Here is a 20672-nt window from a genome sequence, read left to right on the forward strand (position 1 = left end):
AACTGCTAAACAGATTTCAAAAAAGTAAAGATATTAGGAAATAAAAAATTATGCTGAATAAAAAATGCTTAGGGCATGTGATGTGTGTTGTTAATATAGAAAAACCGAAAAATAAGTGTAGTAAATCAGTAGGAAAGGGGTGAGATAATTTTGCTTTTTAGTAGTGAACAGGTTAACAGAGGCAGGAAAATTGTAAATACTGGTATAGTTATTTTAATTCTTCTTTTACTCGGAGATTTTACTATTAATCTAATATCTAATGGTATCAAAGGATTATCAGCAGAAAAAATCATCATTAAGGGACTGGTTTTATTCAATATATTTTTGTACTATAAGGGGAATAGAATAGCGTTTAAATTAACTATGTTTTTATTATCAATGGTTTATATTTTAATCTCCGGTTTATTACCTGCTTATTTGGTTTGGGAATTACTGCGTGTGTTAAATGTTTTAGATGCTTTTGGTGGTGCTTTATATTTAGTTATCCTAGCAATAATTATAATAGCAGTAAATATTTTAATATTTAAAACAGGATTTTATGATGATGTTTTAGCTTTTAAAAACTACTATCAGGAAAAAATAAAAAGATGAAAATGGGCTTTTGTATCGATATAACAATGTAAATTTGTGTATTAAGATAAGGGGATAGATTTTATGAAGAGAACAAAAGTTTTGGTTTTTATTATTGTATGTATTTGCACATGGGTATTTTTGTATTTTGAAAACAATTTCATAACTGTTACAAATATCACTGTTAAATCCCATAAATTGCCTGAAGCTTTTGATGGATACAAAATAGTTCATTTATCAGACTTACACAGTAAGGAGTTTGGTAAAAGACATAAAAATCTTGTTAAGAAAATTGAAGATGCACAGCCAGACTTAATAGTATTTACAGGGGATTTGATGGACAGCAGTCATTTTGATGCGGAGGTCAGTTTGAAACTGATAAGACAGATTGTAAAAATTGCCTCGACCTATTTTGTGACAGGAAATCATGAATGGTGGTCAGGAAACTTTAATGTTCTGGAAAAAGTTCTAAAAGAGAATGGGGTTCATGTATTACGAAATACCTATGCCAGAATCGTTAAAGACAAAGATGAGATTTATATTATAGGAATAGATGACCCTGCGTCAACTCAAGAAATATATGAGGACACAAAAATAGTTGAAAATGAAATTAAACAAGCGGTGAATGGAATAGAAGAAAACGAAGCATTTAAGATTCTTTTATCCCATAGACCCGAGATGTTTACATTATACAGTAAGTATGGATTTGATTTAGTTTTATCTGGACATGCTCATGGCGGACAGGTAAGGCTTCCATTTATAGGTGGATTGATTGCGCCGAACCAGGGGTTTTTCCCTAAATATACATCAGGAGAATACAAAAGAGGGAGCTGTACTATGATTGTAAGCAGGGGGCTTGGAAACAGCATTATTCCCCAAAGGATTTTCAACCATCCAGAAATTGTTGTTTTGACACTGTCAAAAGAAAAGTAAACAGGCATTTGTTTAAGGGATAGTAAAGGCAAAAGGCTGTATATTTTTTACTAATAGGTCCAATTAACTTAAAGATCCTGCTGAATGAATGGAAAAGGTAGAAATTTTTGGTTACCTGTTATATTTAATGTAATAGGGGAAATTATTGCTTTCGGGATAGAAATGACATTATTGGCTTTGTTGCCAAATGTTGATGAAGGGATAAGGGGTTTTTATAGAATAACGGGATGGCCATCGGTTATAGCATTTATAATAACAACAATATTTCTTGCTCCGATAGCTGAAAAAGCTTTTTATAGAAAAGGAATAATAAATTTCAATAGTAAAATTTTGCTTATTTTGTCATTTATTATTGGAGTTTTGCTATATGCACTGAGCATCCGCTAAAGCCTTTAGGTTTATTAAGAGCAGCTCTTTGGGATATTTCATTCACTACATTCACTATAACTTATGTTAAAACAAAGAATGTTTATATACCAATGACTGCCACATTTAATATGCAATCTTTTGGGAAATGCTATTATTCCCATAACAATTATGGCAGCTAAAACGTTAAAATACTAATCTTTTGAAACAATTTTTTTGCGAAAAGAAGGGAAAAATTTAATGAACAAAACAAAAGCAAAAGATTTCTTTTTAAGAGCAATATTGTTCATAGGTATTTTGGCAAGTGAATTCTTGGTTTGTTTTCTTGATGCATTTATTGATGGAAGAGATATTTCACAGATTGTTTCGTTTAGTAAACACTGGTATGCGATGGTATTTCACTGGGTAGTTACGCTAATAATATGGGGGACAGGTATAGCTATCGTGTATCATTGAGGCAAGGAAAATGGTGTTCTGGATGAATTATTGAGATTTAATTTTACGAAGAGAACTTCTATAATGCTTTTTATCTCAATTTTAATAGTGCTTTTAGTTTCATTTGTTGAAGCAAAAATTTTCAAAGAGTCAATACCTCAAGTCTACCAAGGATTTAAAATTTTTGTTAAAATGTATGGCAACAAGGCGTTGGTAGTTACAATTTGTCAAATATTTATTATTTCGTTGAATCAATAATGGTTTTATTTATTGTTGCCTTCTTTCAGAGAGCAGGTGAGCTATGGTTTAAAAAAGAGAATATGCCATGGGGTGGAATTGGTCTTTCATGTTTTTTGCAAGATGTAATTCCCCATTTTTGCAAAGATTTTTCCCCAGGCACTCGTGGGGAATTTTTTATTAGCTTAACTGTTTCATTAATGATTGTTTCATCCGATAGCTTTGTCCATCAAAGATTAACAAATAACAGTGAGGTATTAACCGGTCTATTATCGCTGCAGTCATCTGCTCATCATAGAAGATATTTACCCATCAGCTGAATTCCAGATTTGTAGTAATTATTATGCTTTTCTGTTCATAACAGTCCGAAATTACCTGAAAAAGCAGCTGTGCTCCTTCTTGGTCTAAAGGAACATAACCCCATTCATCGCACATTAAAAGATCCGCTTTGGAAAGCTGTTTTAAAAAGCCAGAAAGTTCACCCCCTTTCCTTGCTTCTACCAGCCTATTTACTAGTGCTGCTGTACGGAAAAACTTTACGTTGTAGCCCTTCTTACAGGCCTCTACCCCTATAGCAGTAGCAAGATGTGTTTTCCCAGTTCCCAACATTGCCATAGAAGATTAAGTTTTTCTTTTCTTCAATAAACTTGCAATCCTTTAAGTCCTTCGGAGTAAGTCCCTATGGAAATTTTATCTCGTCAAATATATAGCCCTCAAATGTCTTGAGTGTTATAAAAACCTGCGTTTTTCAAAAATCTATTCTTCCGGCTTTCTTCTCTGTGCTCCACTTCTAATCTTAAAAGCTTTAGCAAATATTCTTCATGGTTTTCTGCCTCAATTTTATCGGAGTTTTCTACTAGATTGTGACTGAGCTTTAATGCCTTGCAGTATGCAGCTATTTGCTCCTTAAACATACATCCACACTACCTTTCAAAAAAACTCTATCATAATCTTTTGCATCGAAGTAAAATTCTGTCAATTAAGGAACCCCTTCTGGCATCTTTAGCGGTTTTAAGTGCGGTGTTATATTCGTTATATTGTTGTAAATTGCTATAAGGCCGTTTTCCGGTCTATCTTGAATTCCCTTCCTATCTTACTGATATTTAATCGATATTTAATCCTTTAAAAATTAAAGAACAATGCTTTTCTGATATCATCTATTTGGGTTATTGTGAACATCCTCCTATCCTCCCTTGTAGTTAAGTTATCCCTAACTAGAAGAATAAGGGTTTTTAGGGGTGCCTGCAATGACCTTTGCAAGTTTGGGAATCTCTGGGTTGCTAAAGTAGGGCTTTTTTTAACTTTGTCTATTTTTATTTTACAACAAACACCATATGCAATCCTCTTAAGCACTTTAATTTTGTTATTGTAACCTTCTGTTACAGAATTAGTATAAGGTTATATCGAATGCATTAGTTATTTCTTTAAACAAACGCTTAGATACCTGTATACATCTTATAAATTCGTCAATTTTGCTTTTTTTGGCTAGTTGAATCCACTTTCTTAATTTCTTATTTTTACTTCTTATGAATAGACATTCAGAAAATATACATCCAACTATTAACAAAAAACCAAAAAAATCAAAGCAATAAAGACGACAGAAATAAAAGTAGAGAAAGCAGAGCTAAAACATGAGAATTTTATATTCTAATTTTTACCAAAGGTTTTTGGTAAATTTGCAAAAGATTTCTTATACTTTCCTTACTATCCAAATCTGATATGCTTTTAGTGGTATTATTCTGGTATTTTTAGTTTATTTTAAGTTATTTAACTTATTTTGTAATTCATTTTTGATTGTTTCAAAATCTAGATTATTTTCTAAACAGTAATCTTTAAGTTTCAAAGTAGTATTTGAAATTTTTCTACCTAATATAGTTTCAATTTCTTCTTTTGATATACCCCAATCTATTATCTCTTTAAAAGTTGTGTTTCCTTTAATAGTTCCATGCAATGAGCTTTGCGTGATATTACCTTCTGTTTTTACATTTTCTAGTTGGTTTTGAATATCCACAGTATGGTTTTCTAAATATTTAATTTGTTCCTCGGTTAGATTGCCTTTAGATTTTAAAATTTCTACTGCAGTTTGTGGTAAATATATGTCTTCACTCATGTCATATGGCAAGCCATTGTAAAGTGCTACAAATAACCTTACAGATGAGACTCCTATTTCTGTACCATTATCTTTTAGATATTGGTAAATAGTTTCAAGCTGATTTATTTTAAAAGATGCTTTATCGCTTGTATTTATTCCAAATGCCTGTGCTAATTCATCAATAGGGATTTTAAAGAATTTATTTATGTCAGCGAAAGTATAAGAACCTCTTATATCTGCTGGGTTATATTCTCCAGCAAATTCGCCGTCTTTATAAGTTGCTGGTACTTTTGAAGATTCTGTTTTCCAATAATTTGTTGCTTTTGCGATGCCAATTCCGCCAAATAACAATAAAAGCAATATAATACCTATAATTTTAGAATTAAGCTTCATATTTATCTTCCTCCTTGTTATTAACTTTTATAAGGAATAATTGATTCAATTGTTACAGTATTGTTAATAGGGCACGAATACTCAGATGTACATTTAAGACATGATATACACTGGTGGTCTCTGATTATAGTTTTTTCTGAAACTTTTATATTCATTGGACAATTACGATCGCACATTTTACAATTTATGCATGTTTTGTTATTTCGCTTGATTGGGAATATCCTAATTAAATTAAAAATGCCGAGTACTGCCCCATAAGGGCATAAATATTTGCACCATGGTCGCTCTATAAAAAGTGATAAAATAATTGTAATAAATAGTATCACAATACTTCCAACTGCAATTTCACCATTCCAAAAATTAAATAATGCATAATAGGGATCAACGTCCTGGAATATGAGTTTTCCTGCTACTATTGTCGCGTATAAAACCCAAGCAAAGACAAAATAGCGTAGATATCTTAAATATTTATCGTATTTGTAGGGGACGAAATTATTAAATCGTTTTTTAAAAATTTTCTTGCCCAGTTTTCCTATAAATTCTTGAAAAGTTCCAAAAGGACAAATCCAACCACAAAATAAAGGACCAAATAATATAGCTATGATAAATCCTATTATCATTAGAACGAATGAAGATTCATGTATTTTCTGGATAAAAGTTCCTGTTGTTAGATATTGATAAATTGTTACAACTCCACCAAAAGGACATAAAGCGTGAAGGGATGCAGTTGGAATATATGGTATAGATATGCCCTTTTCAGATAGAGTTTTATTTATTGAGATTAAAAGAATCAAAATAAAGAAAAATATTTGTATCAAGGTTCTAATATGGATTTTCTTTTTATGCATTCTTATCTCTCCTTTATATTTTATTTCCACAATATCACTATAAAGATAAGGGATGATAAAAAATTGATATAAAATTGATGTTTTTATGAAATTTAGTCGGTCAAATCCAGATTTTTCTATGTGCGCTGCTTTACTCTTTGGTGTCAAGGATAAACTGTGGCCTGGTTTCCACATCTCCCTGATACCAAGATTTTTCTGTAGTTATTAAAGATTAGCCAGGATGGTAAAGGTACTTTTATGTGAATATTCTTCATAAAATGAATCTAATACCTTTGCCAGGTAGCTCCATGGAACTGTTTACGAATAGCCTGTACAAGACCACTGCGATGGTCGGAAACTGCTAGATCAACTCCATGTAATTTTCTTTATTTGAGCCGTGAAAAGAATTTATAGAAGCTTTTTCTGATTCACTGTCACCCAGCATAAGACCTAATACTTTCCTATAACACAAAAAAGGTAATCCAAAATTTTGGAATCTATGTTAATATTGTACTAAGCCATTTCTCATTCCTGCAGTTAGATTTTTGCCTTGCTTCTATTCTTATTTTAACTAGAAGATGGAAAGTTTCTTAACCCCTTTTTAGACAAATAAGACTTAGCTTATTCTAAATGGAGCGTATATTCGAAAAAATACCCATTCCAACTCTTGACGAAAATCCTTATTTGTAAGCAGAGAATAATTATTATCTATTCATAAAAATTATTGATTTCTGAGAAACAATATATTATAATCATACCGATAGTGTTGAAAAGAAAGAGGAAGAGTTTATGGGGAATAATAATTTCGAAAGTAGAGCAAAAGACAGTTTTAAAGGTTTGATAGGCTTTTTTAAAAGCATAGGACTAATAATTTTCACTTTAGGTGTATGGTCGTGGATTATAGGAGCCTTTATCTGGGTTTTAGGGGCATTCGGCTGGTTTTTGCTTGCATATGTCTGGAGAAAAAATCTTTTTATACCGCAGGCTGTGTATTCCACAGCCTTTGCTTTTGTTTTGTCTCTTGGATGGGCTATTATCATTTGTGCAATTATGTTTGTATGGACCAAATATCATTATTACAGGTATTACAGGAAAAATAAAAGAAAATTAAAAATGCCGGTTTTTGAGGCGCCAATATTAGCCTGGAAACAACTTTCTTTAGAAGCTCTAGATATAGCAAAAATTATGGAGGATAAGCAGATACCCCAGGAGACCAATAAAAGCCTGTTTGGAAATCTTACCTCTGTAAAAGAGAAAGATTATTTAGCTCCTTTTACTCCAATGATTATGAAAAAGAATTTTTGCAGTCCAAAAGGAAATATTATTGTTTCTGAAGGAGAAGAAATTACACCTGAAGTTATAAAAAGAATAGCAGAGGAAGGTCTGTACTGGGAGTTTATTCATGAAATTTCTGAATATATACCTGCAGAGGAGGAAAGTAAATGACAATATGGGAAATCATAGGATGGTATGTATTTGTTTATCCTCTTGCAATGAGCATAATCTGGACATCTGCAGGGATATATTTCTGGTGGAGGCGTGAGAAAAGTTATTCAAGAAAACCCAGTCAATGGCCGGAAGACTGGCCATCAGTTACTATTCTTGTGCCCTGCCACAATGAAGAGGTAAGTATTGCAGCAACATGCACGGCTTTACAATTTTTAAACTACCCGGATTACAGAGTAGTATTTATAGATGATGCATCCACCGATAACACAGCGAATATTATTAGAAGATTTGTTGGTTTAAATCCTAATTTTCATCTCCTGCGACTTTCTGAAAATCAGGGAAAGGCCAATGCTTTAAATATTGCCCTGTCGGTTGCGGTAACAACATCTATTACCGTGGTAATAGATGCTGATACAATTCTTTTACCAGATACACTGAAGTACCTGGTTTATCCCTTTTTAAAACAGCCAAGACTGGGAGCAGTCACTGGCAATCCTATATCTGTCAACAGGAAAAATCTTATTGAAAAGCTGCAGGCAGCTGAATTTTCCTCTATTATTGGACTTATAAAAAGATCTCAGAGAGTTTTGGGAAGGGTGCTGACTGTATCAGGATGTGTTGTAGCATTTTGAACAGAAGTTTTGAAGGAAGTTGGCGGTTTTTCACCATATACTGCGACTGAAGATATTGATATAACCTGGAAGATTCAAAAGCGTTTCTATGAAGTTTGGTTTGTGCCTCAGGCAGTAGCCCTAATACAGTCTCCAGCAACATTGAGGGAATACTGGAAACAGCGCAAGCGCTGGGCACTTGGAGGCTGGCATTTACTGCGAACTCATAAAGATATTTTTAAAAGCTGGCACTGGCGTTATTTATATCCTGTTTATTTTGACTTTGTACTGGGATACCTGTGGGCATTTTGTTTCGTCTTTGGCACTCTTTTATGGGCTATAAGCAGTATATTTTTCCATTATCCTCTGGGAATTAGTCCAATTCCAGCCTGGTATGGGGCGCTTCTTTCGGTTGCAGGGGTAGTGCAGATGTCGGTTGCTGCCTTTTTGAATTATGACTACGACAGGAATTTATGGAAAACACTTTTCTGGGTTCCCTGGTATTTTGTGTTTCTCTTTGCTTTTGGTGCGCTCACTGTAGTGTGGACGGCTCCAAAAGGACTTTTTGGAAGTTTAGCTGGAGCTGGCAAATGGAAGAGCCCAAAAAGAGTTAAAATGGAGAAACCGGATATTCGAGGATGAAAGTGGGATATATAAAAGGTGGCAGACTTTTTAACCGGGTGAAAATAAACACTATGACAGGAAAATTTTATTGCACTTTTCAAGTGAGAAGAGTACAATAGTACTTTGGAAAATAAAAATCATAAATAATTTTTCAAAGATACTTGCAAAAAGGTTGGAGGTACCAGATGATGAATGCTTTTTACCTGAAGAAGGTCCTCATTGTAGAAGATAGCAGGCTCAATGCGCAGATAACAGCGGATATTCTGACCAGGCATGGATACGAAACAGAGATAGTCACATCAGGCGAAGAGGCTGTTGAAAAAGCACTAAATAACATCAAAAGTCCGGACTTAATTCTTATGGACATAGAACTTAAAGGAGCAATCGATGGGATAGATGCAGCAAGAATAATTCAACAGCATAAAGATATCCCAATTCTATTTCTCACTGCCAATGCCAGTAAAGAAATAATGGAAAAAATAAAATCAGTTTCAGCTTATGGGTATGTTCTTAAGGGTGTAGATGAGTATGTACTCATATCTCAAATAGAAATGGCTTTTAAGCTCTATGAGGCTAAAATGCAGCTAAAAAAGAGAGAAGAGCTGTTCCGCAATATGTTTGAAAATCATGACGTAGCAATGATACTTATTGATCCACAAGCCGGACGCATCATTGATGCTAACAAAGCTGCCTGCCACTTCTACGGTTATTCCAGAGAAACTATGCTGCAGATGGACATAGAAGCTGTTATTGGCGTTTCTACCATAGATGGTGGTCAGAGGTGTTCGGAAGCTTTAAAGAAGGGCTGTAATCCCTGCATTTGCTTCCAACGGTTAGCTAACGGAGAAGAGAAATTAGTAGAAATATATTCATCCCCTGTAGATTATCAAGGAAAAACACTGATGCATCTGATTGTCTTTGACATCACCGAACAGTGGAAAGCAAAGAGAGAGCTTGAATTTTATAAAAATCTTTTTGAAGACTCACTCAATGAAATTTACATATTCCATCCGCAGACACTAAAATTCATCGCAGTAAACCGTGGAGCAAGGGAAAATTTGGGATATACTGAAGAAGAGCTTAAACAAATGACTCCTGTTGACTTAAAGCCAGAGTTTACCTTGCAAAGCTTTAAAGAACTTCTTGAGCCCCTTTTAAGAGATGAACAGAAGCAAATCGTTTTTGACACAGTGCACCGCAGAAAAGACGGTTCTTTATATCCAGTAGAAATCCATTTAGAACTTGTAGAGTTTGATAAAGAAAAAGTATTTGTAGCACTTGTGATTGATATAACAGAACGTCGAGAAATGGAAAAAGAACTGAAGGAAAGGAATGAAATTTTAAGCACCATAATGGAGTCTGCAGGAGATGCCATTATTATGATTGACGATAACGGTAAAGTAACTTTTTGGAATCCTGCGGCGGAACGCATACTTGGTTATTCAAGAGAAGAAATAATAGGAAAGGATTTGCACATGTTTATGATACAAGATATGCGACTGTACGAAGCTTATAGAGAAGCATTTAAAAAATTCCGTTTAACCGGAAAAGGAAGTGTCGTAGGTAAGACAGTTGAGATGAAGACAAGGCACAAAAATGGGCATGAAATTGATGTAGAACTTTCACTTTCTGCCGTTAGAATTAAAGATTCATGGCATGCAATAGGAATTATTCGCGACATAAGCGAGCGCAAGAGATTTGAGGAACTGCTTTACCGCCAGTCCATTACCGATCCCCTTACAAATATTTACAACAGACGCTTTTTCATGCAGATGCTGGAGCAGGAAATAGAGCGAGTAAAACGAAATAAAAAGCCCTTTTCACTTATTATGTTTGACCTGGATCACTTCAAAAACGTAAATGACCGCTTTGGGCATGCTGCAGGAGATACGGTTCTTAGAAGTGTTGCCAATACAGTAAAAAAGAGGATACGAAAAACAGATTACTTTGCACGCTGGGGAGGGGAGGAATTTATAATTCTTCTGCCTGAAACTTCCTTGAATAATGCAGCTGAGCTGGCTGAAGAACTCAGAAAGAAAATAAGTGAAACAGCGCTGGACGGTATAGGAAAGGTAACAGCCAGCTTTGGTGTGACGGAATATAGAAATACTGATACTATGGACACAGTTCTTCTAAGAGTGGATGGAGCGCTTTATGAGGCAAAAGGGTCAGGGAGAAATTGTGTGAAAATCGCGTAAAACATAAAATCTTTGAAAGGGGGGCAGAAGGGAGAGCTCTTTTATAGAGCCTTGCCTTAAAAACTATGGAGAAAGGGAAAGAAACCAAAGACATTTTGGTGGTGGATGATTCTGTACTTATACGGCTTATGGTAAAGGACATACTGGGAGGAGAAGGGTATAATGTAGTGGCTGCGGCTACTTCTGAAGAAGCAGTGCGGAAGATAAAAAGCAGAAAAGAACTGTTTGATCTAATAATTGTAGATATTAATCTGCCAGATCAGAATGGCTTCGAATTTATTCGGAACTTGAAATCAGAGGAAAAGTACAGACACATTCCTGTGATAATTTTGAGCATAGATGCTACAGTACCCTCAATTAAACGGGCAGTGGAAGCCGGTGCAGTGGATTATCTTGTTAAGCCCTTTAAAGCAGAAGAACTTGTGAAGCGGGTAGTAAAATTAGTAGGGAGTGTCAAAAAAGAAGATCGCTATCCCGAACTTAAAGACCTGCTGAAAAAAGAAGTAAACCGTGCCAGAAGAAGTAATACAAATCTCTCACTAATTCTGGCACATTGCGAAGGGAAAATAGCAGGAGAAATTTCAAAAATAGCAGGGAAGATAAGAAGTAAACTTCGCGATATAGATGCGGTATTTGAAATTAACGAGAATACTCTGGCGCTTGTTCTTCCTGTTACGGGGAGAGAAGGTGCGGAAGTTGTAGTGAAAAAGATTCAGGGCGAACTGCGTGGCAGCTGGCGCTATGCCATAAGCATATATCCTGACAATGGGAAAGATGAAGAGGAACTTATCGGTTTTGCAAAAGAAAGCTTGATGAAGGAAGAATCAAATTCATCTCAGGAAGATGATAAAGAAAAAGAGGAAAAATAAAAGCAATTGGACTTAAGAAGATATTCATAGTACCAGAAAAGAAGGAATTTGAAGAAATATGTAGAAATAAATAATACAGGCTGGAAAATTGAACTTTGTAAAAGGCAAAAGGATCCAGGCAATTGCACGAAAAACAGGTAAAACGCAGGGTGGGTCAATTTAAAACCGATGAAAATGAATCAATTTTAATCCGCTATTGACAAGGGGATATACAAATACCTTGTGACAGAGGTTGATGGGAAGCCTATTTTGCTTGGTCTACAGATGGAAAAGAAAATTACAAGCTTTACAACGACCCTCCTGGTAATTTAGGGTTTATATATTACTATGAATTTGTAGATTACAAGGATAAAATATTTAAAAATACCATTGAATACTACTATTCTCCCAGATACAAATACTATTTTGAGGATGCCAAAATAAAAGAACTTGCCTGCGACCATCATCCTAATACACCTTCAGGTTTAGGACTTTGTGGAAGCTTGTTAAATCCATTAAAGAGGGAAGAGGCTCTTTTCTGGCTTAAAAATGCCAATATGGACTATGGGCTTTTGGCAGAGAGTTTTGACAAAGACACAGGAAAGGCTAAAACTGGGGTAGGATTTGCAACTGGTGCAGGATATCTTGCCATGGCACTTTATAAAAATACTTTTTGAGAAGTGGAATAGATAAAAGTAGTGTTTGCCTTATTAAATAGAGATTCTTTAATAAATAAATAGGAAAGGAGATGGCTAGATCTTTATATAATAGATGTATATAATAGATGAATTTAAGCAAGGAAAATAAAATTGAGGAGGAAGAATAAGGTGAAGAGGGCTTTCTTCTACCGGGGAAGCCTAATTGGGGCACTCTGGGGTACTTTGAGTTATGTCATCCTCGTGGTACCGGCGATCAGGGAAACCATCCGCGGTTATTTGGGCTACAATATGACCTATCTGCTCCTATTTTTGCCATCTGCGTGGGTGGTACCTATTTTCGGTAATTGGGATGTTCATGGCTTCTGGGGCGCTGCCTTACCACTTGGGGCGAGTATCGCAGCAGGCGCCATTGCCGGAGCTTTTGTTGGAACCATTTTTTTCAGAAGTGATAGTCTTGCGACTTTAGTAATTAAGTGTATCTATAGAAAAAAATGGGGTTATTTCAGGAGAATATAGCTTACATGACAGAATCCCGGCACTCTTGAAGAATTAAAAGTTTTTTCTACGCTTTTTGGCGAAGGGTCAAGTCCAAATTTTTGTGTAAAATTCCTCTGGTTAGACATTCATGATGCAATAAGCATCACCAGCAGAGGATGAAAATACTCATAAAATCTAGTATAATTTTTTTAGCGGCTGGTGAAGGCAGGTCGTTTTTATTTTGATGCTTCGAGCTCGATGGTTAGACTGAACCACAACGACCGGGTGCACCACAGACTGTTGCTCCAATATGGAAGCACGCGGGATAGAATAATCGATAGAGGTTGTTGCACCAGCCCTTCAAATTTAAAAGCCGCTGGAGGATGATACAAATGGAAGTTATATATCCACGCTGTTGTGGCTTAGACATTCATAAAAAGACTGTAGTAGCTTGCGTAATTACACCAGAAGAAAAAGAAATACGTACATTTTCCACGATGACTGAAGATATACTAGCTATGGTGGACTGGATAAAAAATAAAGGGTGTACACATGTAGCGATGGAAAGTACAGGTTCTTATTGGAAGCCCATTTACAACATTCTTGAGATTGAGGGGCTCAATCCAATGGTAGTAAATGCTAATCATATTAAGAATGTACCGGGCAGAAAAACGGATGTAAAGGATGCGGAGTGGATTGCAGGATTATTGCAGCATGGTTTACTGCAGGGCAGTTATATTCCTTCAAGAGAGCAGCGGGAATTGCGGGAATTAATAAGATATCGACGGAGCTTAATAGAAGAACGTGCCAGAGAAATAAACCGGATGCAAAAAGTATTAGAGGGAACAAATATTAAACTTGCTTCTGTGACTACAGATATACTGGGGAAATCATCACGTGCGATGATTGAAGCTATAATTAATGGAGAAGAAGATCCTGCCATTTTATCCGAATTGGCTCAGAAACGATTAAAGAATAAGAAAGAAGAACTAAAGAAAGCTTTAAATGGTTTAATAGGACCACATCAAAGATTAATGTTAAAGACACAGCTGGCACATATAGATTTTCTCGATGAACAAATAGCCTTATTGGATGAAGAGATAAAGAGGCGAATGCTCCCTTTTGAAGAGGGCTTAGAACGTTTACACAATATTCCTGGAATAGGCAGACGTACAGCTGAACACATAATAGCTGAAATTGGTACAAACATGGACCAATTTCCTTCTGCTGCGCATCTTTGCTCCTGGGCGGGGGTAGCTCCAGGTAACAATGAAAGTGCAGGGAAAAGAAAATCGGGTAGAACACGAAAAGGGAACGAAAAATTACGGTCTGTGTTAGTAGAAGCTGCAAGAGCCGCTGCTCACACGAAAGATACATATTTATCAGCGCAATATCACCGTATAGCTGCCCGGCGAGGAGCCAATCGCGCTGCAGTTGCTGTAGCTCACAGTATCCTTACGATTGTGTATTATTTATTAAAGCGAAAAGAGAGATATAATGAGTTAGGAGTAAACTATTACGAAGAACGCAAGAAAGAAGCAATTGTGAAACAGTCCATCAAGAAATTAGAGGCATTAGGATTAAAAGTCACCGTGGAGAATGCAGTGTAAGGTTTGTATACACAATTTAACACAATGCCTCGTAAGACCTATAGAGTAATTTTTTTGAAGCGGAATGCTATAGGTTTATATAGTTGTTGTTTTTTTGTCTTTTTTAGCGGTGTTTTATTTTCGGGATAGAGGGTGGGTAATGGCTCAACCCCTTTTTACACAATTATATAGACTTAACTCGCAATAAATTGGTAATTATATATGGATAAATTTTGGGCTGGTGATGAAAATGGAGTTTGACACAATTGCAGCCATTTCTACTTCTCCTGGTGAAGCAGGGATTGGAATTGTGAGAATGAGTGGTGATGGGGCTTTAGATATAATTTCAAGAATTTTTAGATTTTATAAGAAAAAAGATGTAAAGAATGTAAAGACCCACACCCTTCATTATGGACACATTGTAGACCCGGATACAGGAGAAGTTTACGATGAAGTGTTGGTTTCCATCATGAAAAAACCAAATACTTATACTCGGGAAGACATTGTAGAGATAAATTGCCATGGAGGTTAAAACAGGTGAAATTAATAGTAAAAAATGATATAATTTTAATTGGGTGATGATAAATGTTATTAACTATAAAAAAGGTTAAAGAGCTATATGATATAAGCAGGATTACTTTAATAAACTGGGAAAAGGAAGGATTAATAACCCCAATTAGGACACCAAAAGGGAGAAGAAGATACAAAAAAGAAGACATAGAGAAATTATTAGGTATGCTGGAAGTAAAGCCAAAACCTAAGGTAATTTTATATGCAAGAGTATCTACAAAAAAACAAGAAGAATATCTTGAAAATCAAATTAGAAGGCTTGAAGAATACGCTAATTCCCAAGGATGGCAGTATGAAGTCATATCCGAAATAGCAAGTGGAGTAAATAAAATAAAGAACTAGCAGAAGACTTAATAGCAATAGTAACATCTTTCGCAGTAAGAATTTACGGACAAAGGGGTGATAAAAAACATGATAGTAATACAGGCTAAACTTATTTTCCTAAACCAACAAGACAAACAAATAGTATTAGACTTAATGAGAAGATGGTCATCATGTATGAAATTTGCATACAAAAGGCTTCTAGAAGGTTATGATAGAAAAACATTAAAAAGAGACCTTCAGGGAACATTTGACTTAAACTCAAGATATGTAGATGATGCAATAATGAAAGCAAGAGGTGTATTAGAATCATCTAGACAATTAGACAACAATCCAAAGAAAGTCATTTTTGGAGGAAGAGACTTGTTTGGAAAACTTCAAAAGCGCCATATAAACGGGAAAGAATATCAAAAGCTAAAAACAAAGTGGCAAGAAAGAAGAAAAGGAAATCTCTATTCAAGAGGAGATAAAAGCAAAAAAGGAAATCTCAACACAAGAATAGAAGTAAAAGAAAATGGCACTTTCTTAAGGATAAATGTAGGGGAAAGAAAATATGTATATGCCAGAATAGAAGCAGGCTACAAAAAGAATAAGAGAAGAGAAGAACTTCTGCAGGAGATTGCAGAATCAAACATACCCTACTCTGTAGAATTAAAACTCAAGAATGGCAATATATACGCCTATTTTGCTATTGAAGAAGAATATCCAGAAATAAAAATAACAAAAGAAAAAGGAGTTATAGGAATAGACATAAACGCACATCCGGGCAACATATCATGGACAGAAGTAGATGAAAAAGGGAATCTAATAAGCTATGGGAATATACCAATGCCAGAGCTTGCAAGCGGCAGTAAAGACAAAAAAGAATATTTCAGATGGCAATATGCTCATGAGATAGTAAAAATAGCAAAAGAGAAAGGAAAAGCAATAGTAATTGAAAAATTGGACATAAAAGAAAAAGGCAAAAGAGGAGACTTTTCAGGGAGAAAATCAAGGAGAATAAGGCATAGTTTTAGCTATAAATCACTTCTTTCAAAAATAAAAACACTAGCAAAAAGAGAAGGGATAGAAGTAATAGAAGTCAATCCTTCTTACACATCAATAATAGGGATGTTAAAATATGCACCGCAGTACATGATAACAAAAGATGTAGCAGCAGCCTATGTAATAGCAAGAAGAGGATTAGGACTGCAAGAAAAGATACCAGATAATTATATAAAGTTTCTCAACGCACTGACTGTAGATGAATTAGAAGAATTAAGAGAGCATGTAAAGAAAACAGTCAGAAACAAGCATATAAAGAAAAAGCATTTAAGGGAAATAAATAAAGCAATGGAATTTTTACAAAGCCTTGAGAGTAAGCCAGGAAGGGTGCTAGAACCTCTGGATGGAACAAGTTTTAGTGCCTATGATTTCTGGCGAGTTCTCAAGGTAGCGGTGGTGACTCCACTCTCTCCTGAGAAGGTAAAAAGAGACTTCTCTGTCCTGAAGGAGTTACTAATTCAGGGCAAGTGGGGAGGCCCGTAAGGGCGCGAGTTCCTGCTTCTTGGGGCAGAGGCTATGGCTTTCCCAAATACCGCCTGCTGGGGATGGGGAAAGCCTGAAGGGCGGACTACAAATACCCCAGCTGCCTAAACTGTCAGTTTTGTACAGTTTGGGTAACCAGGTATAGTGGTTACCTCAAAAATTCTGGAATTGGTGTTAAAGCAGGGAGCTCGCTTGGCTGAGCCAGGGGAGTTTACTAAGAGGGCTTTTTTAAATGGAAGAATAGACCTTTCCCAAGCAGAGGCGGTAATTGACATAATTACTGCAAAGACAATGCTGGCAAACAAATACGCCCAAAAGCAATTGTCTGGATACCTAGGACAAAAGATGAGAAAATTAAAGGATAGAATGATGGAATTGCTTGCTCATCTTTTAGCTTTAATCGATTTTCCTGAAGATGATGTGGATAAGCTGGAAAGGTGGCAGATGTTAGAAAGTGCTAAAGAGATATTGAAAGAGATAGAAAAATTAATTGCTTCTGCCGAAAGTGGAAGAATAATAAGAGAAGGGCTTAAAACAGCTATTATTGGCAAGCCTAATGTAGGGAAGTCTTCACTTCTAAATGCCCTTTTAAAAGAAAATAGGGCGATTGTGACAGATATTCCCAGCACTAGAAGGGACATCATCGAGGAGTATCTAAATGTGAAGGGGATCCCTATAAGACTAATTGACACAGCGGGGATTAGAGACACTGATGAGTTGGTGGAAAAAATAGGAGTTGAAAGGAGTAAAGAAGTTCTAGGGGCGGCGGATTTAGTTTTATTTGTAATTGATGCCTCTAGAGAACTTTCAAAAGAAGATTATGAGATTTTTGATATTTTGACCGGAAAAATATTATCTTTGTTCTCAATAAGATTGACCTGCCAAAAAAAATTGCTGAAGAAGAATTAAAAAATCTTACCAAAGATGGTATAATAGTAGAGGTTTCTACTGTTAAAAAATTGGGTTGGAAAAATTAGAAGAAACCATTTATAATTTAGTATTTAAAGGAAATGTTACAATAGGGAATGAAGAAATAATTACCAATGCAAGGCATAAAGAGGCTCTCATAAATGCCAAAAAATACATGGAAAGCGTGGTAGAAGCCATTGAAAAAGGCTACAGTGAGGACCTCATCACAATTGATTTAAACAGCGCATTGAATGAAATTGGAAAAATCACCGGTGAGACAGCTACAGAGGATGTAATAGACCAAATCTTTGAGAGATTTTGTGTAGGAAAGTAGGTGGTGTTTATGAGGTTTGTTGCTGGAGAATACGATGTTTGTGTAGTTGGTTTGGGACATGCTGGCAGTGAAGCTGCCTTGGCCTCTGCTAGACTTGGACTTAGTACTGTGGGGTTTGCCACAAATCTGGATGCGATAGCTCTCATGGCCTGTAATCCTTCCATTGGAGGTCCTGCAAAGGCTCAGCTAGTGAGGGAAATTGACGCTTTGGGAGGCCAGATGGCCATAAACACTGACAAGTCTCTTTTGCAGATGAGGACATTAAATACCAGTAAAGGGCCGGCTGTTCGCTCTTTAAGGGCCCAGGTTGACAAAAAGCTTTATCAGATGAATATGAAACACACCCTTGAAAGGCAGGAAAATCTCGATATTAAGCAGGCAGAGATTGTGGACATATTGGTGGAAGACAATAAAGTTACGGGGGTTGTTACAAAATTAGGTGCCATTTACAAATGTAAAGCCTGCATTATAACTACAGGTACTTTCCTAAAAGGAAGAGTGATAATTGGAGAAGTGGACTTTGAAAGTGGTCCCAGCGGTCTTTTCCCGGCAAGCGAGTTATCTGAGGCTTTAAAAAGATTGGGATTTAAATTGATGAGATTTAAGACAGGGACTCCTCCAAGAGTGGACAAGAGAAGTATTGACTTTTCTAAGATGGAAATACAGCCGGGAGATGAGGTTATAACTCCCTTTTCTTTCATGCACGATAAAATAGAAATTGAACAAATGCCCTGCTGGCTCACTTATACCAATGAGAAGACTCACAAAATAATAAGAGATAACATTCACAGAGCTCCTCTTTTTACGGGGGCCATAACGGGAGTTGGAGTCAGGTATTGTCCCTCCATTGAAGATAAAGTTGTGAAGTTTCCTCACAGAGAAAGACATCAGATTTTTATTGAGCCAGAAGGCAGGGATACCTATGAAATGTACGTGCAGGGAATGTCCTCCAGCCTTCCTGAGGATGTCCAGTTAGAATTTTTGAGGACAGTTCCAGGGCTTGAAAATGTGAGGGTAATGAGACCTGCTTATGCCATAGAGTATGACTGCATAGACCCAACTCAATTAAAAGCTACTTTAGAGTCTAAGTGGATAGAGGGCCTTTATTTTGCTGGTCAAGTAAATGGGACATCTGGATATGAAGAGGCGGCGGCTCAAGGGTTGATGGCAGGAATAAACGCTGCCATGAAAATTTTAAACAAACCTCCTGTAGTTTTGGACCGCTCTCAAGCCTATATAGGCATTCTCATTGATGACTTAGTCACAAAAGGTACAAATGAACCCTACAGAATGCTAACCTCAAGGGCAGAATACAGATTGTTATTAAGACAGGACAATGCAGATTTTAGATTGACTGAGATAGGAAAAGAAATAGGGCTTGTGACAGAAGAAAGGTATGAGAAATTTTTGAGGAAGAAAATACAGTTAGAAAAAGAGATGAGAAGGCTTTCCACAGTCATGGTGAGGCCGACAGAAGAAGTCAACAACTTTTTAATTTCCAGAGGAAGCACTCCTTTAGTTTCGGGTGTAGACCTGTACACTTTATTGAAGAGACCCGAAGTTGACTACAAATCTACTAAATTTTTAGATCCAGATAGACCCGATGACATTTTAGATAGCGTTGCAGAGCAAATCGACATAAACATAAAATATGAAGGGTATATTTTGAAGCAGTTGAGACAAGTGGAACAGTTTAAGGCGATGGAGAATAAAAAAATTCCAGAGGACATAGATTACTACCAGATCAGTGGACTCAGCAATGAAGCTAAAGAAAAACTGTCAAAGATAAGACCTACTTCTGTTGGACAGGCATCCCGTATTTCAGGAGTTTCACCTGCAGATATTTCTGTACTTTTAATATATTTACAACAGATGAGAAAAAAGAAGTCCAATGAATCCAGAATCAGTTGAAATGCTATTGAAATGGAATCAAAAGATGAACTTGGCGGCGAGTACCGAGGAAGAGAAGGTAGTGATAAAACATTTTTTAGACAGTTTATCTTTGGTAAGATATAATAAGATAAAACGCCAAGAAAAGGTTATAGATACAGGGACAGGAGCTGGATTTCCGGGAATTCCTTTAAAAATAGTTTTTCCTGAAATTAGACTTACTCTCTTCTTGAAGCATCTAAGAAGAAAGTCAATTTTTTGAATGTCGTTTCAAAAACGCTCTTTTTTAAGGATGTTGACATAGTCCATTTGATTGTAGTAAAAAAGTTGATGTTCTGTCTCCAAAGTATTCTCGAAGAGAAAAAGTCATAAGGACAAAGCCTTTGTAGTATGAGCGCTTATTTTTTAAATTTGGTAGGCGCTTTATTTTTTATCTTAAGTCTGATAGTGTAAAATTTCAGTAGGTAACGAAGCAGGAAAATGAGGTATAGATATAAAAAAGACCTCACTGGGGAAAAATTAAAAATCAAAACAAAGGAAAGTGAGGTCGGGGATGAAATAAAAAAGATAATACAGCCAGTGCAACAGGAGAAAAAAGAAAATACAAAGAAGAAGACATAGGAGAGTGGTTAAGAGTTTCATTACCGATACTGGAAGGTCCATTTGTGAGTAAGCCATGGATAAGATGCGTTTTTAAAAGTTATTAGCGGTGAGGTCGGCTACAAAAATTTTTACTTACAAAATCTTGACACGCACTTTTGTATTTGACGCGGCTACAAAATTTTATAAAAATGTGGTAACATTAATTAAAAG

Annotated in this window: 15 protein-coding genes and 8 pseudogenes; 18 read left to right on the plus strand and 5 right to left on the minus strand. The window is 35.9% G+C overall.

Annotation, left to right across the window (positions count from 1 at the left end; genetic code table 11):
* Positions 1–150: 150 nt before the first annotated feature.
* From TTE_RS05210 to TTE_RS05225, 4 genes are all read left to right on the plus strand, one after another.
* The gene (locus TTE_RS05210; protein ID WP_011025443.1) at positions 151–591 is read left to right on the plus strand and encodes a hypothetical protein; all 441 of its coding nucleotides are present in this window, start codon (positions 151–153) and stop codon (positions 589–591) included.
* A 63-nt stretch (positions 592–654) separates the two neighbouring features.
* Positions 655–1503, plus strand: coding sequence for a metallophosphoesterase (locus TTE_RS05215; protein WP_011025444.1), 849 nt, complete (start codon positions 655–657; stop codon positions 1501–1503).
* Between the two features lie 84 nt (positions 1504–1587).
* Positions 1588–1890, plus strand: a complete 303-nt coding sequence (locus tag TTE_RS05220) for a hypothetical protein (RefSeq protein WP_011025445.1) — start codon at positions 1588–1590, stop codon at positions 1888–1890.
* A 219-nt stretch (positions 1891–2109) separates the two neighbouring features.
* On the plus strand, positions 2110–2325 hold the full coding sequence (locus tag TTE_RS05225; protein ID WP_041587140.1) for a hypothetical protein: 216 nt from the start codon (positions 2110–2112) through the stop codon (positions 2323–2325).
* Between the two features lie 396 nt (positions 2326–2721).
* Here the strand turns inward: TTE_RS05225 and istB are convergent.
* From istB to TTE_RS14625, 5 genes and pseudogenes are all read right to left on the minus strand, one after another.
* Positions 2722–3455 (minus strand): annotated as a pseudogene (gene istB / locus TTE_RS14615) (IS21-like element helper ATPase IstB).
* Positions 3456–3870: 415 nt separating this feature from the next.
* A pseudogene (locus tag TTE_RS14620) lies at positions 3871–4069 on the minus strand (transposase); the annotation flags it as partial.
* 225 nt (positions 4070–4294) lie between these two features.
* Positions 4295–5026: a hypothetical protein gene (locus TTE_RS05235; protein ID WP_011025448.1), complete on the minus strand. Its 732-nt coding sequence runs from the start codon at positions 5024–5026 to the stop codon at positions 4295–4297.
* Between the two features lie 20 nt (positions 5027–5046).
* Entirely contained in the window at positions 5047–5874 is an 828-nt protein-coding gene (locus TTE_RS05240) for a 4Fe-4S binding protein (RefSeq protein ID WP_041587141.1), read from the minus strand.
* 263 nt (positions 5875–6137) lie between these two features.
* Positions 6138–6194: pseudogene (locus tag TTE_RS14625) on the minus strand (hypothetical protein); the annotation flags it as partial.
* A 448-nt stretch (positions 6195–6642) separates the two neighbouring features.
* On the opposite strand from TTE_RS14625, the gene TTE_RS05245 reads away from it, so the two are divergent.
* The 14 genes and pseudogenes from TTE_RS05245 to TTE_RS14235 all read left to right on the plus strand — a co-directional run bounded on the left by TTE_RS05245 (position 6643) and on the right by TTE_RS14235 (position 20480).
* Positions 6643–7299: a hypothetical protein gene (locus TTE_RS05245; RefSeq protein WP_011025450.1), complete on the plus strand. Its 657-nt coding sequence runs from the start codon at positions 6643–6645 to the stop codon at positions 7297–7299.
* A gap of 47 nt (positions 7300–7346) precedes the next feature.
* Positions 7347–8555 (plus strand): annotated as a pseudogene (locus tag TTE_RS05250) (glycosyltransferase).
* A 170-nt stretch (positions 8556–8725) separates the two neighbouring features.
* On the plus strand, positions 8726–10735 hold the full coding sequence (locus tag TTE_RS05255; protein WP_041587142.1) for a GGDEF domain-containing response regulator: 2010 nt from the start codon (positions 8726–8728) through the stop codon (positions 10733–10735).
* 65 nt (positions 10736–10800) lie between these two features.
* Positions 10801–11604 carry a response regulator gene (locus TTE_RS05260; protein ID WP_011025452.1) on the plus strand — a complete coding sequence of 268 codons (804 nt, stop codon included), beginning with the start codon at positions 10801–10803 and terminating at the stop codon, positions 11602–11604.
* Positions 11605–12086: 482 nt separating this feature from the next.
* The gene (locus TTE_RS14230) at positions 12087–12260 is read left to right on the plus strand and encodes a hypothetical protein (protein WP_011025453.1); all 174 of its coding nucleotides are present in this window, start codon (positions 12087–12089) and stop codon (positions 12258–12260) included.
* 150 nt (positions 12261–12410) lie between these two features.
* Positions 12411–12758 (plus strand): hypothetical protein, encoded by a 348-nt coding sequence (locus tag TTE_RS05265; RefSeq protein ID WP_011025454.1) that lies wholly within the window; start codon positions 12411–12413, stop codon positions 12756–12758.
* A 353-nt stretch (positions 12759–13111) separates the two neighbouring features.
* Positions 13112–14329 (plus strand): IS110 family transposase, encoded by a 1218-nt coding sequence (locus TTE_RS05270; RefSeq protein WP_011025455.1) that lies wholly within the window; start codon positions 13112–13114, stop codon positions 14327–14329.
* A 229-nt stretch (positions 14330–14558) separates the two neighbouring features.
* Positions 14559–14837: pseudogene (locus TTE_RS05275) on the plus strand (tRNA uridine-5-carboxymethylaminomethyl(34) synthesis GTPase MnmE); the annotation flags it as partial.
* A 56-nt stretch (positions 14838–14893) separates the two neighbouring features.
* Positions 14894–15309, plus strand: a pseudogene (locus TTE_RS05280) (MerR family DNA-binding transcriptional regulator).
* The gene (locus tag TTE_RS05285) at positions 15290–16726 is read left to right on the plus strand and encodes an IS200/IS605 family accessory protein TnpB-related protein (RefSeq protein ID WP_011025457.1); all 1437 of its coding nucleotides are present in this window, start codon (positions 15290–15292) and stop codon (positions 16724–16726) included. Before TTE_RS05280 ends, TTE_RS05285 begins: the two are co-directional and overlap by 20 nt.
* 138 nt (positions 16727–16864) lie before the next feature.
* Positions 16865–17969: pseudogene (gene mnmE, locus TTE_RS05290) on the plus strand (tRNA uridine-5-carboxymethylaminomethyl(34) synthesis GTPase MnmE); the annotation flags it as partial.
* A gap of 9 nt (positions 17970–17978) precedes the next feature.
* Entirely contained in the window at positions 17979–19880 is a 1902-nt protein-coding gene (gene mnmG / locus TTE_RS05295) for a tRNA uridine-5-carboxymethylaminomethyl(34) synthesis enzyme MnmG (RefSeq protein WP_011025458.1), read from the plus strand.
* A gap of 1 nt (position 19881) precedes the next feature.
* Positions 19882–20168 (plus strand): annotated as a pseudogene (gene rsmG / locus TTE_RS05300) (16S rRNA (guanine(527)-N(7))-methyltransferase RsmG); the annotation flags it as partial.
* Between the two features lie 171 nt (positions 20169–20339).
* On the plus strand, positions 20340–20480 hold the full coding sequence (locus TTE_RS14235) for a hypothetical protein (protein WP_022587753.1): 141 nt from the start codon (positions 20340–20342) through the stop codon (positions 20478–20480).
* The last annotated feature ends 192 nt before the right edge of the window (positions 20481–20672 follow it).

It is taken from the genome of Caldanaerobacter subterraneus subsp. tengcongensis MB4, assembly GCF_000007085.1.
GTDB classification, from domain to species: Bacteria; Bacillota; Thermoanaerobacteria; order Thermoanaerobacterales; family Thermoanaerobacteraceae; genus Thermoanaerobacter; species Thermoanaerobacter subterraneus.

Bases quoted from the DNA above. Each gene is read 5' to 3' on its own strand.
- TTE_RS05215 (WP_011025444.1), top strand. From the start codon at position 655: ATGAAGAGAACAAAAGTTTTGGTTTTTATTATTGTATGTATTTGCACA.
- TTE_RS05220 (WP_011025445.1), top strand. From the start codon at position 1,588: ATGAATGGAAAAGGTAGAAATTTTTGGTTACCTGTTATATTTAATGTA.
- TTE_RS05225 (WP_041587140.1), top strand. From the start codon at position 2,110: ATGAACAAAACAAAAGCAAAAGATTTCTTTTTAAGAGCAATATTGTTC.
- TTE_RS05235 (WP_011025448.1), bottom strand. From the start codon at position 5,026: ATGAAGCTTAATTCTAAAATTATAGGTATTATATTGCTTTTATTGTTA.
- TTE_RS05240 (WP_041587141.1), bottom strand. From the start codon at position 5,874: ATGCATAAAAAGAAAATCCATATTAGAACCTTGATACAAATATTTTTC.
- TTE_RS05245 (WP_011025450.1), top strand. From the start codon at position 6,643: ATGGGGAATAATAATTTCGAAAGTAGAGCAAAAGACAGTTTTAAAGGT.
- TTE_RS05255 (WP_041587142.1), top strand. From the start codon at position 8,726: ATGAATGCTTTTTACCTGAAGAAGGTCCTCATTGTAGAAGATAGCAGG.
- TTE_RS05260 (WP_011025452.1), top strand. From the start codon at position 10,801: ATGGAGAAAGGGAAAGAAACCAAAGACATTTTGGTGGTGGATGATTCT.
- TTE_RS05270 (WP_011025455.1), top strand. From the start codon at position 13,112: ATGGAAGTTATATATCCACGCTGTTGTGGCTTAGACATTCATAAAAAG.
- TTE_RS05285 (WP_011025457.1), top strand. From the start codon at position 15,290: ATGATAGTAATACAGGCTAAACTTATTTTCCTAAACCAACAAGACAAA.
- mnmG (WP_011025458.1), top strand. From the start codon at position 17,979: ATGAGGTTTGTTGCTGGAGAATACGATGTTTGTGTAGTTGGTTTGGGA.
- TTE_RS14235 (WP_022587753.1), top strand. From the start codon at position 20,340: ATGAGGTATAGATATAAAAAAGACCTCACTGGGGAAAAATTAAAAATC.